Source organism: Brevibacillus sp. HB1.1, from assembly GCF_013332445.1.
Taxonomy (GTDB): Bacteria; Bacillota; Bacilli; order Brevibacillales; family Brevibacillaceae; genus Brevibacillus; species Brevibacillus porteri.
On record NZ_JABMIV010000011.1, the window covers coordinates 1 to 16,145 of the forward strand.

At 46.1% G+C, this 16,145-nt stretch carries 17 protein-coding genes and 4 tRNA genes; 16 read left to right on the top strand and 5 right to left on the bottom strand.

What is annotated here, in order from left to right; genetic code table 11:
* The first annotated feature begins 14 nt into the window (after positions 1-14).
* From HPY27_RS23685 to HPY27_RS23740, 12 genes are all read left to right on the top strand, one after another.
* A tRNA-Asp gene (locus HPY27_RS23685) sits at positions 15-91 on the top strand.
* A 31-nt stretch (positions 92-122) separates the two neighbouring features.
* A tRNA-Phe gene (locus tag HPY27_RS23690) sits at positions 123-198 on the top strand.
* Positions 199-203: 5 nt separating this feature from the next.
* Positions 204-279 (top strand) — tRNA-Lys (locus HPY27_RS23695).
* A 41-nt stretch (positions 280-320) separates the two neighbouring features.
* Positions 321-396, top strand: a tRNA-Gly gene (locus HPY27_RS23700).
* Between the two features lie 146 nt (positions 397-542).
* Positions 543-2,186, top strand: a complete 1,644-nt coding sequence (locus tag HPY27_RS23705; RefSeq protein WP_174226122.1) for a tetratricopeptide repeat protein — start codon at positions 543-545, stop codon at positions 2,184-2,186.
* A gap of 64 nt (positions 2,187-2,250) precedes the next feature.
* Positions 2,251-3,210: a thioredoxin-disulfide reductase gene (gene trxB, locus HPY27_RS23710; protein WP_017251618.1), complete on the top strand. Its 960-nt coding sequence runs from the start codon at positions 2,251-2,253 to the stop codon at positions 3,208-3,210.
* Between the two features lie 235 nt (positions 3,211-3,445).
* Positions 3,446-4,327: an RNase adapter RapZ gene (gene rapZ / locus HPY27_RS23715; RefSeq protein WP_007720425.1), complete on the top strand. Its 882-nt coding sequence runs from the start codon at positions 3,446-3,448 to the stop codon at positions 4,325-4,327.
* 78 nt (positions 4,328-4,405) lie between these two features.
* Complete coding sequence (locus HPY27_RS23720) at positions 4,406-5,416, top strand: gluconeogenesis factor YvcK family protein (protein ID WP_017251619.1); 1,011 nt, start codon at positions 4,406-4,408, stop codon at positions 5,414-5,416.
* 8 nt (positions 5,417-5,424) lie between these two features.
* Positions 5,425-6,372 carry a DNA-binding protein WhiA gene (gene whiA, locus HPY27_RS23725; protein WP_017251620.1) on the top strand — a complete coding sequence of 316 codons (948 nt, stop codon included), beginning with the start codon at positions 5,425-5,427 and terminating at the stop codon, positions 6,370-6,372.
* Between the two features lie 49 nt (positions 6,373-6,421).
* Complete coding sequence (locus HPY27_RS23730; RefSeq protein ID WP_048034964.1) at positions 6,422-6,679, top strand: HPr family phosphocarrier protein; 258 nt, start codon at positions 6,422-6,424, stop codon at positions 6,677-6,679.
* A gap of 127 nt (positions 6,680-6,806) precedes the next feature.
* The gene (locus HPY27_RS23735) at positions 6,807-6,989 is read left to right on the top strand and encodes a hypothetical protein (RefSeq protein WP_017251622.1); all 183 of its coding nucleotides are present in this window, start codon (positions 6,807-6,809) and stop codon (positions 6,987-6,989) included.
* 10 nt (positions 6,990-6,999) lie between these two features.
* Positions 7,000-7,185, top strand: coding sequence for an H-type small acid-soluble spore protein (locus HPY27_RS23740; RefSeq protein WP_017251623.1), 186 nt, complete (start codon positions 7,000-7,002; stop codon positions 7,183-7,185).
* Positions 7,186-7,296: 111 nt separating this feature from the next.
* Here the strand turns inward: HPY27_RS23740 and clpP are convergent, their stop codons facing one another.
* Together clpP and HPY27_RS23750 are read right to left on the bottom strand one after the other, a co-directional pair.
* Positions 7,297-7,899 (bottom strand): ATP-dependent Clp endopeptidase proteolytic subunit ClpP, encoded by a 603-nt coding sequence (clpP, locus tag HPY27_RS23745; RefSeq protein ID WP_007720441.1) that lies wholly within the window; start codon positions 7,897-7,899, stop codon positions 7,297-7,299.
* Positions 7,900-8,030: 131 nt separating this feature from the next.
* Positions 8,031-8,252: a hypothetical protein gene (locus HPY27_RS23750; protein ID WP_026043328.1), complete on the bottom strand. Its 222-nt coding sequence runs from the start codon at positions 8,250-8,252 to the stop codon at positions 8,031-8,033.
* Between the two features lie 522 nt (positions 8,253-8,774).
* Here HPY27_RS23750 and HPY27_RS23755 point away from each other — a divergent pair.
* Positions 8,775-10,010 carry a branched-chain amino acid ABC transporter substrate-binding protein gene (locus HPY27_RS23755; RefSeq protein ID WP_017251624.1) on the top strand — a complete coding sequence of 412 codons (1,236 nt, stop codon included), beginning with the start codon at positions 8,775-8,777 and terminating at the stop codon, positions 10,008-10,010.
* Positions 10,011-10,259: 249 nt separating this feature from the next.
* On the opposite strand, the gene HPY27_RS23760 is transcribed toward HPY27_RS23755, so the two are convergent.
* Complete coding sequence (locus HPY27_RS23760) at positions 10,260-10,394, bottom strand: DUF4023 domain-containing protein (protein ID WP_017251626.1); 135 nt, start codon at positions 10,392-10,394, stop codon at positions 10,260-10,262.
* A gap of 35 nt (positions 10,395-10,429) precedes the next feature.
* On the bottom strand, positions 10,430-12,298 hold the full coding sequence (locus HPY27_RS23765) for a PAS domain-containing sensor histidine kinase (RefSeq protein ID WP_174226123.1): 1,869 nt from the start codon (positions 12,296-12,298) through the stop codon (positions 10,430-10,432).
* A gap of 194 nt (positions 12,299-12,492) precedes the next feature.
* On the opposite strand from HPY27_RS23765, the gene HPY27_RS23770 reads away from it, so the two are divergent.
* A complete protein-coding gene (locus tag HPY27_RS23770) occupies positions 12,493-12,651 on the top strand; it encodes a hypothetical protein (protein ID WP_017251628.1) in 159 nt (52 codons plus the stop codon).
* 75 nt (positions 12,652-12,726) lie between these two features.
* Here HPY27_RS23770 and HPY27_RS23775 read toward each other — a convergent pair whose 3' ends face one another.
* Positions 12,727-13,737, bottom strand: coding sequence for an ABC transporter substrate-binding protein (locus tag HPY27_RS23775; RefSeq protein ID WP_017251629.1), 1,011 nt, complete (start codon positions 13,735-13,737; stop codon positions 12,727-12,729).
* Positions 13,738-14,002: 265 nt separating this feature from the next.
* Between HPY27_RS23775 and HPY27_RS23780 the strand changes: the two genes are divergently transcribed.
* Complete coding sequence (locus tag HPY27_RS23780) at positions 14,003-15,019, top strand: FecCD family ABC transporter permease (protein ID WP_174226124.1); 1,017 nt, start codon at positions 14,003-14,005, stop codon at positions 15,017-15,019.
* On the top strand, positions 15,012-16,052 hold the full coding sequence (locus HPY27_RS23785) for a FecCD family ABC transporter permease (protein WP_017251631.1): 1,041 nt from the start codon (positions 15,012-15,014) through the stop codon (positions 16,050-16,052). The genes HPY27_RS23780 and HPY27_RS23785 overlap by 8 nt, the downstream gene beginning before the upstream one ends.
* The last annotated feature ends 93 nt before the right edge of the window (positions 16,053-16,145 follow it).

Sequence of the window (16,145 nt, forward strand, 5' to 3'; positions counted from 1 at the left end):
CAAGCCTTCTATATGGAGCTGTGGTGAAGTTGGAGTTCACGCCGGTCTGTCACACCGGAGGTCGCGGGTTCGAGTCCCGTCAGCTCCGCCATTCTTATTCAAGAGTGGCGAACAAAGTATATGGCTCGGTAGCTCAGTCGGTAGAGCAGAGGACTGAAAATCCTCGTGTCGGCGGTTCGATTCCGTCCCGAGCCACCATGTACGAGCCATTAGCTCAGTTGGTAGAGCATCTGACTTTTAATCAGAGGGTCGAAGGTTCGAGTCCTTCATGGCTCACCAGTTTTTTCAATCGGACAAAATATGAATAGTTGATAAGATGTGCGGACGTAGCTCAATTGGTAGAGCGTCGCCTTGCCAAGGCGAAGGTCGAGGGTTCGAGACCCTTCGTCCGCTCCATTTTTGTTCGTAAACACCACTTGCTATGTGCCAGTGGTGTTTCTTGATTTATCCGCTGAACACTTTAAAAGACGAGTCAGCTTGTAGGGTGCCGATGCTTCTGGTACGATACTTGGAGTGTAAGCTCCTACGATGTTGGAGGTTTTATGAAACATAACAAAAGTATTTTGAAGAAAACGACCGTCGTTGACTTTAAGCAAGATGCTGCTTTTTTTGTTGACCGGGGAATGCGTTGTTTGAATCGGTACGACTATGATAAAGCATTGCGTTCATTTCGCCGAGCAGTTGAAATGGAGCCAACGAATGCAGAATGCCACTGCCATTTGGCAAGTGCTTTAGCTGAAACCGGACAGTTTGAAGCGTCAAATGAAGTCCTCTATGAAGTGATAGAAAAATGGGACCCATCTATGACAGAAGTGTATTTCTACATGGCGAACAACTATGCCAACTTAGAAGATTACCCTATGGCAGAAGAAATGGCTGTTCGTTATTTACAAGAAGATAGCACTGGACCGTATCGGGAAGAGGCCGAAGAGCTCCTCGACTATATTTACTTTGAGCTGGACATGCCACCGCGACACTTCCTCCCAAGTGAAAAAGAGGACGTATACAGCAAGCATGAACGAGCTCGTCGGAGTCTGGAAGAGGGACGTTTCTTGGAGGCACTGGATACCTTAAAAGAAATCGTCGAAGCCGATCCTGACTTTTTGCCAGCGTGGAACAATTTGTCTCTCGCCTACTATTATGCTGGGGAATTCCAGAAGGCGATGGAGACAATCGAACAGACGCTGGATAAGGAAGAAGGAAATCTGCATGCACTGTGCAATTTGGCGGTTTTGCTCTCCCATCACAATCAAACGACAGAGCTGTTGAGCTTGATTGATATGCTGAAAAAGGTCGTTCCGTTCCATCCGGAAAATACCTATAAGCTCGCAACAACAATGGGAGTGCTTGGCCAGCATGATGAAGCGTATTTCCATTACCAACGCATGCTGCGAAATGGACGGCCGCATGAAGCGTGCACGTACCACTATGCTGCGATCTCAGCTTATTTGAGCGGGAAAAAGGATCAGGCACTGCGCTGGTGGCAAAAAGCCAAGCAGTTAGACCCAGAAGCAGGAATCGCAGATCAGTACATTCAAATGGTAAAAAACGAACAAGAAGGGGAGACTATAAAACCGATCCCCTACCAATACAATACGAACCAACGTGATGTTTCTTGGGAAAAGGCCTCATTCACGGGAGTGGAAGATTTTAAAACAGACCCGATGATCCGAGCTTCCCTTCTCTGGGCATTGCAGCATGGACGCGATGAAGTGAAATTCGCGGTGTTGCAAACCTTGTCTCTGATCGGAGACGATGAAGCTGAAACCGCGGTCCGTCAATTTTATTACCAGACGGATAACCAACAGCTGCAAAAGTTGGCGTTGCTGGCTTTGGCTGATATGGGTGCAGACATGCCGGAAGGAACTCCTGATGGATCGAATGGTTCACCCGCGACGGATGAGCAAAAGGGCAGTATAGAAGAAGGCATAAGCCGTTATTTGCTCTCACAGGGCAAGCAAGAGGCCGGAGAATGGTGCCTCGATGTATGGCGCAAGCATCATGAATATGCCCAAAGTCTTGTACAAGTGCGAAAAGAAGTAGCGTGGGTCGCAGCATTAGAATATGTATACGGAACGATAACGAACGAAAAACAGTCACAAGCCCTTCTAGCTCAAAAATACGGCATTTCTGCCGCTACCTTGGCAAAGTGCGTCAAAGTTTTGTCGACACTTGATTTTAAATAGATTATTACATTATAATTAATTTAAATAAGGAAACAGAACTGTGTGAGATGAGGAGGCAACAACCATGAGCGATCAAAAAATTTATGATGTGATTATCGCCGGAGCTGGCCCTGCTGGAATGACGGCTGCTGTATATACATCCCGTGCGAACATGAGCACATTGATGCTGGAGAGAGGAATTCCAGGCGGTCAAATGGCGAACACGGAAGATATCGAGAACTACCCAGGCTTCACTTCTATTCTTGGCCCTGATCTCTCTACAAAAATGTTTGAGCATGCACAGCAATTCGGTGCGGAGTATGCATATGGCGAAATCAAAGAAATCCGCGATGAAGAGCCGTACAAGCGCGTTATCACGGGTGACAAGGAATACTTGACCAAGTCTGTTATTGTGGCAACTGGTGCAGAGCATCGTTTGCTCGGTGTACAAGGCGAAAAAGAATTGTCCGGCCGTGGCGTTTCTTACTGCGCGGTATGTGACGGTGCATTTTTCCGCAATAAAGAGCTGGTGGTTGTTGGTGGAGGAGACTCCGCAGTGGAAGAGGCTGTGTTCCTTACTCGCTTCGCTTCCAAAGTGACGATCGTACACCGTCGTGATCAGTTCCGTGCACAGAAAATCCTACAAAAACGCGCTTTCGATAACGAAAAAATCGAAGTGATCTGGGATACAGAACTAAAAGAAATCCGTGGTGAAGGCAAAGTACAAGCGGTTCTCTTGGAAAACACCAAAACAGGTGAACAAAGAGAATACCCAGCAGATGGGGTGTTCATCTACGTAGGTATGGACCCATTGACTGCTAGCGTACGTCCACTGGGTATCACCAACGACGCAGGCTACGTATTGACAGACGAAAAAATGTACACCAAAGTAAAAGGTGTTTTTGCAGCAGGAGATGTACGTGAAAAAATGCTGCGACAAGTCGTGACAGCTACTGGAGACGGTTCAATCGCTGCTCAATCTGCTCAACACTATGTAGAAGAGCTTAATGAAAAGCTAAAGGAACAAAATGTCACAATCTCTTAACCTGCTTGTAACATGGGTGAAATAATTCAAGAGTAATCTATAGACAATGAATTGACCCCCTTATCTATATAAACAATTGTTGCGTGGCTGGCATTCAGTCACGCATCTTTTTTTCTAAAAAAGCTTATACGCCTGTAGAAGACATCATTGGAAAAACAGGGGAAGCGGTTCAAAAAGGTGCGAATAAGGTGGACAATATGGTATGCTATTGTCAGAATCGTAGGAGGCGAGTTGCGTGACGGAATTGGGAAACGACAAGGCCATGAATCTCCTGATTATTACCGGAATGTCAGGTGCGGGAAAGACAGTTGCTGTACAAAGCTTGGAGGACCTGGGCTTTTTTTGTGTAGACAACCTACCCCCTGTACTGATTCCCAAATTTGCTGAGTTGGTCAAACAGTCTGGTGGGAGTATTGAGCGAGTCGCATTGGTGATTGACTTGCGAGGGCGTGAGTTTTTTGAAAATCTAGCCGTAACCATGGAGAGCCTCAATCAGATGAATGGATTATCGTACCACATCCTTTATCTGGATGCGAACGATCAGACATTGGTTTCTCGCTATAAGGAAACACGTCGCAGACATCCGCTTTCCCCGAACGGTTCGCCTTTGGAAGGAATTCACGCTGAGCGCCGTTTGTTGGAGGAAATGAAGGGCTGGGCGCATCAGATTATCGATACGAGTCAAATGAAGCCAGTTCAGCTTCGAGAAAAAATCATCAACCAATACGGTCAACAAGGATCACCACTTACGATTAATGTTTTGTCGTTTGGTTTCAAATACGGCGCACCAATAGACGCTGACTTGATGTTCGATGTCCGTTTTTTGCCTAACCCACATTATGTGGAGGATTTGCGTCCGAAAACAGGATGTGATCCAGACGTGGCAGAGTATGTGATGAAGCACAAGGACACAAAAGAATTCTTAGAAAAGCTTACAGACTTTTTGGGGTACACCCTGCCGCATTACCAGCGAGAAGGAAAAAGTCAACTTGTGATAGGAATAGGATGCACCGGTGGCAAGCATCGCTCGGTCGCCATTGCAGAACATTTGGGAGAAACCTTTGGTAAAGATTTTTCTGTCCGTGTCAGTCATCGAGACATGGAAAAGAACAAATGAGCATAAGATGGCAGGAAAGATTGAAGCGTGCATAAAAAGCCACCTGTGGTATGTGTATTAGAAATAATGAGGTGACATATGCCTACTAAGGGAGTCGGGAGGCTACAGTCAAGGCCATTACGGGTAGTCGTTATTGGCGGAGGAACGGGTTTGTCCGTCCTTCTACGCGGTTTGAAGCACGAGCCGGTGCATATCACAGCGATTGTGACGGTAGCAGACGATGGGGGAAGCTCTGGACGTTTGCGAGAAGAAATGGATATGCTTCCACCTGGCGACATTCGAAACGTCTTGACTGCTCTGGCCGATACAGAGCCGTTGATGGAAAAAGTCATGCAATATCGTTTTTCCACAGGCACGGGATTAGCAGGGCATAATTTGGGAAATCTATTACTTGCAGCGATGAACGAAATCACTGGAGATTTTGTCACCGCAGTCAAAACACTAAGCGGAGTTTTGGCAGTACGTGGAGATGTATTGCCAGCTTCCACGCAGTCGATTCAGTTGAAAGCGGAAATGACAGATGGATCTCTCGTAATCGGAGAATCCCAAATACCGTTGACTGGCAAAGAAATCAAGCGGGTATTCCTTGATCCGGAGGACGCTGTTCCTCTGAGCGAAGCCCTGATGGCCATTGCCGACGCGGATGCCATTTTGATTGGGCCTGGCAGCTTGTATACGAGCATCCTGCCCAATTTATTAGTACGCGGGTTATTTGAAGCGATTACACGCGCACAAGCCCCGAAAATCTACATTTGTAATGTCATGACACAACCGGGGGAGACAGACGGTTTTTCTGCATCCAGGCACGTCAATGTCATGTATGACCATGTAGATAGACCATTTCTGGATACGATCATTGTCAATTCAGCCGAGCTGCCTACCCATGTATTGGACAAATATACGGAAAAAGGAGCAGCTCCTGTCCGATGTGATTTAAAGCAATTGCGCCAACTCGGTTTAAATGTGGTGGCGAAGCCGTTAGTCACATTTGAGGACGGATACCTACGTCATGATGCACATGCTGTCAGCAAGCAGGTTGTGTCACTCGTCAAACGTAGACGGAAGGTGCTGAAGATAGAGAAGGAGTAGTGAAGTCGATGTCATTCGCCGCGCATACCAAAAAAGAACTTACCATGACGGAGGGTGCCGATTGCTGCAGCAAGGCAGAGCTCTCAGCCTTGATTCGAATGAATGGAAGTCTGCAGTTTGGAGCCGGACGACTGGTGCTGGATGTGACGACAGAGAACGCGGCGATTGCCCGACGCATTTACACGCTAATCAAGAGGTTGTTTCAGATACACGCTGAACTGCTGGTTCGCAAAAAAATGCGATTGAAAAAGAACAACGTCTACATTGTGCGTATTCCGAATAAGGCCAATGATATCTTGCAAGACTTGGGCATCATGGATCAAAGCCTGTCGTTTATCCCAGGAATCGCTCCTGAGATCGTGAAAAAGTCCTGTTGCCGCGCTGCTTATTTGCGGGGGGCTTTTTTGGCGGGGGGATCGGTGAATCATCCAGAGGCATCCAGCTATCATCTGGAGATTTTCACTTCCTATCAGGATTTTTGCGAAGCATTGACCAAGATCGCCAATCGGTATAAACTAAATGCCAAGTGCATCGAGCGGAAAAAAGGGTATGTTCTCTATATTAAAGAAGGCGAAAAGATTACAGAGTTTTTGAGCTTGATTGGGGCTCATCAGGCGCTTCTGTATTTCGAGGACGTCCGAATCGTAAAGGACATGCGGAACTCAGTAAACCGATTACACAATTGTGAGATCGCCAACATAAACAAAACGGTGAATGCAGCCACCAGACAAATGGAAAATATTCAGCTCATCGATCAAGAGATGGGATTGGAGAATTTGCCAAAACGTCTGCGCGAGGTCGCGGAGCTACGATTGGCTCATCCTGATATCAATTTGAAAGAATTGGGCGAGATGGTGCCAAGCGGAGTAGTGAGCAAATCGGGCATTAACCACCGCTTGCGAAAAATTAACGAAATCGCTGACAAAATACGAGAAAAACAAAATATTTCGATGTAGATGCATGTTATACTAAAGGATAATAGTCTACAAGTAAGGAGGTCCATTCATGGTTCAACAGCAGGTCGTGGTTCAGTTAAAGACCGGTTTGCAAGCTCGTCCAGCAGCCTTTTTCGTACAGGAGGCTAACCGTTTTGCATCGGAAGTATTCGTAGAAAAAGGCAACAAGAAGGTTAATGCGAAAAGCATCATGGGTATCATGAGCCTCGCAATCAGCTCTGGAACGGAAATTACCATTTTGGCAGAAGGGCCGGATGCCTCCCAGGCAGTTACTAGCCTTACGAATCTGGTAAGCAAGGAAGAATAGAGTCACGAGAGACACTTTTCCCTTAAGGGAGGTGTCTTTTTTTGTTGGTCATCTTGATGAATATGTATCAATTCACTTCGGGCAGGGCATTTCTAACCATGTATATTGCATGAAGGAGGAATCAGACATGAGTAACCGTGATTCGTGCCACGAAGGCCGCGATTGCTTTGACATGGACATTGACCGGATGATTAACGAAGGACTAGGGGGAGGGATCGTTTCCGACCAGAACGGCCTGATTGAAGAAACCAGTGTAGACACAATGACAGGGGCGTCGTCAGCCAAGCAAGCCCTTGAAGATGAGCAATAGGGAGCCGCTTATGAATGTAACGAGAGCACAAGCCATTATGAGCTCCGACGACCATATCAAGGTAGAGTACGAAGGACAAGCCGTTTGGATCGATGCTGTAGACGAAAAAACGTCAACAGCACGTGTGCATGAGGAAAAAAATCCAGGACATAGCCGGACGGTGTATGTCAGTCAGTTAATGGAAGTGTCACAATGATCCATTGAAAAAGCCGGGCAAATCAAGGGAAGCCTCTTGGGGTTTGCTCGGCATACAAAAAAACACTCGGCCAGTAGTCCAGGCACGAGTGCTTTTTTTACTACGTATTTCTTATTTTTTGGAAGACGGTTCGGAAGTGATTACTTTGTCAATCAATCCGTACTCTACTGCTTCTGCGGCAGAGAGGAAGTTGTCACGATCGGTATCCTTTTGGATGCGCTCCAAAGGCTGTCCAGTGCGTTCAGCCAGGATAGTGTTCAGATGATCACGCATCTTCAAAATACGTTTTGCGGCGATCTCAATGTCGCTCGCTTGTCCTTGGGCACCACCCAATGGTTGGTGAATCATGACTTCACTGTTTGGCAGAGCAAAGCGTTTGCCTTTTGCCCCAGCAGCCAGCAGGAATGCTCCCATCGAAGCAGCCATTCCGATACAAATGGTGGATACATCTGGCTTGATGAAGTGCATAGTATCGTAAATTGCCATACCAGCAGTAATAGAACCGCCTGGGCTGTTTATGTACAAGTGAATGTCTTTCTCCGGATCTTCCGCCTGAAGGAACAACAACTGTGCCACAACGATATTGGCTACGGTGTCGTTGATTGGGGTTCCCAGAAAGATGATGCGGTCTTTGAGCAGGCGGGAATAAATGTCGTAAGCACGTTCCCCGCGGTTCGTCTGTTCAATGACGGTTGGAATTAAATTCATATGCATCTAGTCTTCCTCCTCTCTTTGTAACAATATCATACACAAAAGGTCAATGAAGGTCAAACACATAAGTGCGCGCCCTCACTACCATGTTTGCCAAATTCCCTTTGTCTAAACCTACTCCAAAAAGAAAACATTCATTCCTTAGAATTCTCATCGGCCTCGGTCAAATCGACGGCGAGTTTCAGCGTGGCCTTCATCTTTTTTCCCTTGATGATCGTATACTCATCGACTTGTTTGGCTTGCAGCTGATTGATGGCTTCCGCTAGCTCCTGTTGATCTTTGTATGGTTCAATGGTCAATAAGCATTCTTCGTCACTGGCCTCTTGATAAATGAGAAAAAAACGTTCCCCTGCCATGGCAAGCCTCACTTTCGAAAGTTATCCACAATGTTATGCACAGGTTGTGCACAAAAACATTTGTTCGTGGGATATTTATTTTTTCAACGTACTTTCCAGAGCACATGAAAACGTTCCGCTAAAACGCGTTTGCTCATGAACAGGCGTCGCTAAAGGTTTTCTTATAGTCTGGTCATGATTGGCGATAGAGTTGCATAGGAGATATATGGAAAGAGTAGAGGGGTGTGTATGCTTCGCAAGTTTTCGACCTAGATCACGATGCAAAACGCGCACTTACAAGCTAATTATTCCAATTTGTTCCTGAAATGAATGAGATGCCTTTTCATCAAGATAGCCATTTCTATGCAGAGAAGTGGCTATTTCCTTGATGCAATACGTCATACACCTCTATTAGCAGACAGCAATAGAGGTCTTTTGATTGATTCTTCTTTTAATCATTTCTATTGCAAATTTTCTAAAATATCCTACAATAAGATTGTGATTCATAGTTTGCTCATAAATAAAGAGGGGGATGTTTTTGCAATGAAAAAACAGAAATCATTGTCGATACTGGCTGCAACATTTGCTCTGAGCACATTGCTCGCGGGCTGCGGTGGAGGTACGGGGACTGGTGGACAAAGCGCGACACCACAGCCGAGCAACAATAGCGGAGGAAGCACGGGCGGTGCAAGCGGAGCTACTGAGAAGCTCGTGATTGCTGTAGTTGGTCCGATGTCTGGTCAGTACTCCGACTACGGAAGCACAGCAAAAGCTGGTGCTGAATATGCGTTGAAAGAAAAAAAGGAGGCATTCAAAGCACTTGGCTTTGATGTTGAATTGTCCGCGCAAGACGACCAAGCTGACCCGAAACAAGGGGTAGCAGTCGCACAAATGTTGATTTCAAATCCTGACGTAGTCGGAGTAGTTGGCCATGCTACAACAGGTGCTTCGATTACAGCAGCAGCGCAATATGAACAAGAAAAGCTCGTAATGGTATCTCCTTCCGCAACGGGATCCGATTTGACTGAGCAAGGCAAGAAGATCGTACACCGTATTTGTGCGCGTGATGATCAACAAGGCTCTAAGGCTGCTATTTTTGCCAAAAATCAATTGAATGTAAAAACGGCTTTCGTTATGCATGACAAGGCTGCTTATGGACAAGGTCTTGCAGAAGAAGTGAAAAAGCAATTTGAAAAAGACGGCGTACAAGTTCTCGGCTATGAAGGGGTAACGGCAGGCGAGAAGGATTATAGTGCGATCATCACCCAAATCCTTGCGAAAAATCCAGAGATGATCTACTTCGGTGGATACTACTCTGATGCAGGGATCATCGTGAAGCAAGCACGTGAAAAAGGCTTCAAGGGTGTCTTCATGGGTGGCGATGGCTACGACTCCGCTGACATGGTGAAAATTGCTGGTGCGGAAAATGCGAATAACGTAGTCTTTACTTCTACTGTTGGTGATATTGGTGCTACCGAAGACGGCAAGAAATGGATCACAGATTTCGAGAGCGCGACTGGCAACAAAGTAGGGATCTTCACTTCGTTTGGTTATGACTCCATGGGGGTTATGCTGAACGGTCTGGAAGAAGCGATCAAAGCAAATGGCGGCAAAAAGCCAACTCGTGAACAAGTGCTGGAAGCTGTTCACAAAACCAAAGATTACAAAGGCAAATTCGTCAACGTAACATTCAATGAAAAAGGCGACAACGACTTTGCTTCCGTATATGTGTACAAGTATGAGGATGGAAAGAAAGTATTTATGGGTGAAGCGAAGTAATTCTTCATTATGAATCAGCCGTTTGGGACATACTACGTTTGGCATGAATACCAGAATGAAAAGGAAGGGATTCTGATGTCAAACAATCGTAATACGAAGAATGGCGGCAACCAAGGACACAGCAGCAAGACGCAAGGCACCCAAAAGCAAAAGTCTGAAAGAGATCGTAACCTGAATAAGCAGGATCCACAATAACAAACAAAAACCCACCTGGCCCAGCAATGAGCTCGCAGGTGGGTTTTTGTTTCGTTATACTCGTTGCTTGCTGGGCAGCCGCTGTTCCGGATGACCATAGCCCTGATGCTGTCTGCTACGCAGGTTTTTCGCTTGGGATTCGCGAATTTTGGCCACAAACTCACTTGTGCTCATTTTGGTGAAATCCATAGGGCACCTCCGCTGATAATGGGATGTACACCTTTCTAGGATGACCCAATTTGGTCCTGTACAATCGGCAGTGTAATCTCTACCACTGTACCTTCGTGCTCCCTGCTTTTAATTTCCAGGCTACCGTTGTGGTCTTTCATGATTTTGCTGCTGATCATGAGGCCGAGGCCAGTCCCGTTTTCTTTTGTCGTGAAAAAGGGAGCACCCAGCTTGTGAATCATTTCTTCAGAGATTCCACAGCCTGTATCCGTAAGCGTAATGAGCACCTGATGATTGTCTTTTAAGGCGGTGGCAATATGAACCTCTCCATGTCCGTCGATCGCTTCGATGGCATTTTTAATGATATTGATAAAGACTTGCTTGAGCTGGTTTTCTTCTCCCGCAATGATCGGATGGTAAGCAAATGCGGTACGGAAATCGATGTTTTTCAAGTTTGCTTCCGAACTCAATAGTGCCAAGACGCTTTCCAGCAAAGGGATGAGCGGAAGAGGCTTGATTTGAATGCTATGAGGCTTTGCCAAGACTAGCAATTCACTCACAATAAAATTGATCCGGTCCAGTTCAGAGAGCATGATATCAGCGTACTGCTGGTTATCATTCATGCTCGGATAAAGAAATTGGATAAAGCCCTTCAAGGATGTTAGGGGATTGCGAATCTCATGGGCGATCCCAGCAGCCAGCTCCCCAATCACGGACAGCTTTTCAGCCTTCCGTAATAATTCCTCGTTATTTCGGCGTTCTGTAATATCCCGCGATACGATGATAAAGCCATCACAATCTCCCGTTTTCGTCAGGATGGGGGCACCCTTTGATTCGAGAAAGATCCATTTGTTATTTTTCGTTTGGAAACGGAACTCGCATATCTTTGGTTCTTGGGTCACCAGCAAATGATGAAAGTGGTCAATGACTGTTTGCCGATCTTCTGGATGAATGTCAGCAAAGGTGAGCTGACGGCAATTTTCACTCGTTTCGATTACGCGTGAATGAGAAGGGGAGAGATAGAGGATATCCCCGTTTTTGTCCGTAATTAGAATAAGATCATCTGTGTATTCCGAGATGATTTTGTTCGTTTTCTCGCTTTTAAACAAGGCGGCCTCAGAGTATTTGCGTTCTGTGACATTTCGCGAGACTAACATGATGTTTTGTACGTCTCCTACCGCGCTTAAAATGGGGATACCGCGTGTTTCGAAGGAAACCTCGTTTCCGTTCCTATCCATAGAGCGCGTCTCGAAATGAACGGGTTGTTTCGTTGCCATGATCTCTTGAAATTTGTCCCTGAACATAGGGATATCCTCTGGATGTGTGAGTTGCAGATTGTTAGGGGAAGTAACCTCGGCTGGAACAAATCCCAATTGCTCGATTGATGGGGATGCATAGATGCGTCGCATGGATAAATCATAAATCGTCACGATATCCTGGGTATGATCGATGAGGAGACGATATTTGGCTTCGGTTTGACGCAAGGCCTCTTCAATTTTTTTGCGGTCGGAAATGTCACGGGTAATACAGGAAGCACCAATAATTTTTCCCGTTTCATCTTTGATTGGAGCAGCCGACAGAATGACATCCATCTTCGTGCCATCTTTTCGCTGCCTGATGGTTTCGTAATTGGTTAGTAAGACACCCATGCTCCTGACCGCATCAAATAACTGTTTGGTCTCGCTCCTATACTCGTCTGGAATGAAGCAGAGCGGTGAAGCGTAAATCTCCTCCATGGACCAACCGTAGTATTGCTCAAAAGCATGATTCACCAAGACGATATTGTTATCGAGATCACTAATCGAGATGGCATCCGTCGTAAAGTGAAAAAATGCTTTTAATATTTGATCTGGAAATAACACTTGCGTGATTTCCTTTTTTGAGCGTTTCTTTTTCCATAAGAAAGGGGTATTAAGCTTGTTCATCAGATTTCCCCCGCATAGTCTATCAAGTATTTGAGTGAGATAGCGTTGTCGTAACTATTCGAGATATAAGACCCATTTTCCTATCAAAATTTGGAATAGTTTGTTATTCCATAATGAATTGGTTATGCATGAAGGTTCTGACTCGCATGGAAATCAGCTATAATGAGAGTTAGAAAAAAGTCGGGGGTGTATGCATGACAACTGGTTTTATCGTTGCGTTGGTGCTCATTTTTATCGTCATCATCGGTGCGACGATTTTGGTTACAAACAAAGCTTATTCGCGTAAACCTGAACAAATAGATCCGATTCTGCCCAGTAAGGATACTGCTGGAAGTAAGGAACTCGATCAATAATGCCAGTAGGTAAAAGAAAAGGAGTGGTTATCTCAACCACTCCTGCTTTATTGACGGTATCGGAAAGTATATAGCCTACAGTTTGGAGAAGCGTTCTACGATGTCATCAACAAGCAGTTCAGCAGAAAGGATACCGCCACCTACGTTCCAGATCACTTCGTCAACTTGGAATGCCTTATTGTTTTTCGCGACATTCAGTTTTTGATAGAGCGGATCTTTCATCCATTCCTCGGTGTATTTATTGGCAGATCCATCACCGGAATAATCACCGATCCAGTAAAACATGACATCGCCATCCATTTCAGCCATGAGCTCTTTTGGAATGTCTTTTTTGAACTCATCGATGTCTTGGGAGGCTGGTCGAGCAATGCCGAGCTGGCTCAGAACAACGCCAGAGAAAGTGTCTTTCAAGTAAAGACGAGTTTTTCCAGCTACGAAACGAACGACAGAGACTTTCATCTTCGTCTTGTCACCCAGTTTTCCTTTTGCCTCTTCAATCTTCTTATCGAAATCAGCCATCAGCTTGTCGCCTTCAGCTTTTTTATTCAACGCTTCGGAGTAAAGTGCAAAGTTGATTTTCCATCTGCCTACGAGATCCTCGGAGAAGACGGTTGGGGCAATCGCGGAAAGCTGAGCGTATACTTTTTCTTGCCCTTGGCGTCCTTTTGTTCCCAGAATCAGGTCTGGCTTCAGGCTGGCGATCAGTTCAACATTCGGTTGGTTCTCGTCACCCAATTCAACTGCATCCTTCATTTTCTCTTTAATATGTGGATGCCATGGGTCACCAGGTTTACCGAGGCCACTCATGACAGCCCCAACTGGCGTAATCCCTAATGCGAGAACAGCCTCTGTGCTTTCACTAGTAAGAGCGACCACTCGCTGAGGAGTCCCTTTTATTTTTGTTGACCCCATAAAGTGTTTTACTTCTCTCTCTTCAGACGCTGCCGGTGCAGGTGTAGTTGTTGACGCAGCTGGAGTAGAAGAAGATGAGCTGGATGTAGACGTTGCCTGTCCCCCGCAACCTGTTACGAGCATCACAGCGGAAAGCATAGCCCCGAGCATCAAACGCAGGGAAGTTTTGCGCATGATGGAAAATCCCCCTTTTAACTGATAATGATTATCATTTTTCTTCACTACTGTATATGCTTATATGACAATGTGTCAATATATTTTTTGGAATGAAAGGAAAAGTATAGATATTTTTGTGCTGAATTTTCCAATAGCGATAATAAAAATCAATATCATTGACTAGCCCTATCCGCAAGCTTAGACTGATTAGTGGGAGAAACTTACATACATATGTAGCGAATAGACAGAATAGGTAGAATGCAACGGAAAGAAGGGAACAGGCGTGAATGTGATTTTGTCCAGCCGACTGCAAAAGACTACTGTACTCATAGTAGGACTCGTCGTCCTGGCAGTCGTGATGGTAGCTAGTATCCTTTTCGGAATCAATCGGTATTCGCTCACTACTGCAGTAGAGGCATACACCCAATTTTCCGGTTCAGAGGAACATTTGATTATTACGACTTCCCGAATGCCGCGTACACTTACAGCGGTAGCGGTGGGGAGCAGCCTCGCTGTAGCAGGTGTTTTGTTGCAGGCGTTGACTCGAAATCCTTTGGCTTCACCATCTCTTATTGGTGTGAACGCTGGAGCTGCAGCAGCTATTGTGACGACGATTGTTGTTTTTGGCTCGCAATTCCCAGTGTCGAAAATGATGTGGGCAGGCTTTATCGGAGCGGGTGTGACTGCTCTGCTTGTATACGGGTTGGCTTCCGCTGGGCGGGGAGGCATGACTCCGATTAAGCTGACACTTTCGGGTGCAGCGGTTGCCGCTTTTGCTTCGTCTGTGACCTCTCTGTTTATGCTGCTGCAAGAAAAGACGATGACAGAGGCTTTTTACTGGTTAGTTGGTTCTGTGGAGGGAAGACAGCTCGATCATTTTTTTATGATCATTCCTTATTTGCTAGTAGGCTGGTTAGGCGCTATGCTACTGACCGGTTCGTTAAATTTGATGGTACTCGGTGATGATGTGGCGACTGGTCTGGGCCAAAAGATTATCTTGGTAAAAGCTATAGCGATATTGATCGTGGTGCTCTTGGCAGGTGGGAGTGTCGCGCTCGCCGGACCGATTGCATTTGTGGGCATCATCATCCCGCATCTTTGTCGTTTTTTAGTCGGTCTTGATCATCGATGGTTGATTCCCTATTCGATCGTCTTCGGTGGAGCTTTTCTGGTCTGCGCTGATTTGCTTTCTCGCCTTGTATTGATGCCGATGCGTTTGGAAGTACCAGTAGGCGTAGCAACCGCCATGATCGGAGTGGCCTTTATCATCCCGCTGGTCAGGAGGAGGGCGTATGCATAGACATGTAGTCATTCGGACCAAGAAGCCAGCGCTCTCGTTTCATGTAAATAAGCGGGCGTTAGGAATTAATTTCATACTATTTTTGCTGTTATCTGTTGTGATTGTATTGAGTATTGGCTTAGGTAGCTTGCATATTCCTGTGTGGGAAGTCATCAAAGCTTTTGTGGGAGCGGGCAGTGAACAGAATGAATTGATCGTGCTCGATTGGCGGTTGCCTCGCGTTGTCGTTTCAGTCATGGTGGGGGCTTCCCTGGCGGTATCGGGGGCCATCTTACAGTCCTTGGTACGAAATCCGTTAGCTTCGCCTGATTTGATCGGAACTACAGCGGGAGCGACGGCAGCAGCGGTAGCATTTATCACATTCGCAAAAGATGTAAGTGTGCAATGGATGCCATTGGTGGCCTTGACCGGTGGATTGCTAACCGCTACGCTTACGTATCTCACTGCGTGGAAGGAGGGAGTCTCACCTTTTCGCCTCGCGCTTGTCGGTGTATGTATATCAGCGGGGATGGGAGCATTAACGATCTTTTTCATGGTGATCACCCAAACCCACAAAGCTTCAAACGCTCTAGGGTGGATGACTGGAACGGTGTACGGTATGTCTTGGGTAAATGTCATGACGTTGCTTCCGTGGACGCTTTTGTTTCTCGTGGCTACGATTTTCCAAATCCGTTATTTGAATGCCCAGGAGCTCGGTGATGATATCGCCAGAGGCATTGGCGTAGCAATTGATAAGAAGAGATTGCTCTTGATTGCGATTAGTGTGGCACTGGCAGGTGCTGCGGTCGGTGTGGCAGGAGGAATCAGTTTTATCGGTTTGATGGCTCCACATATTGCGCGTAGGCTAGTTGGCTCAGCGTATGGCTACTTGCTGCCGGCTTCCGCTGTTTTGGGTGGGATGCTTGTCGTCTTGGCTGATTTGATTGGGAGAACGGTGTTTTTACCGCATGATTTACCAGCTGGGATTTTTACCGCAGCGATTGGAGCGCCGTTTTTTGTTTATCTTTTGTATAAAACGAGGAATCATCAATAGGTCCCCTGATGTCAAGGCGATTTTTAACGAGTAAATGTCACGCAAGAGAAACAGTTCATAATCGGGCTGTTTTTTTTGTTCCCATGGGGATTC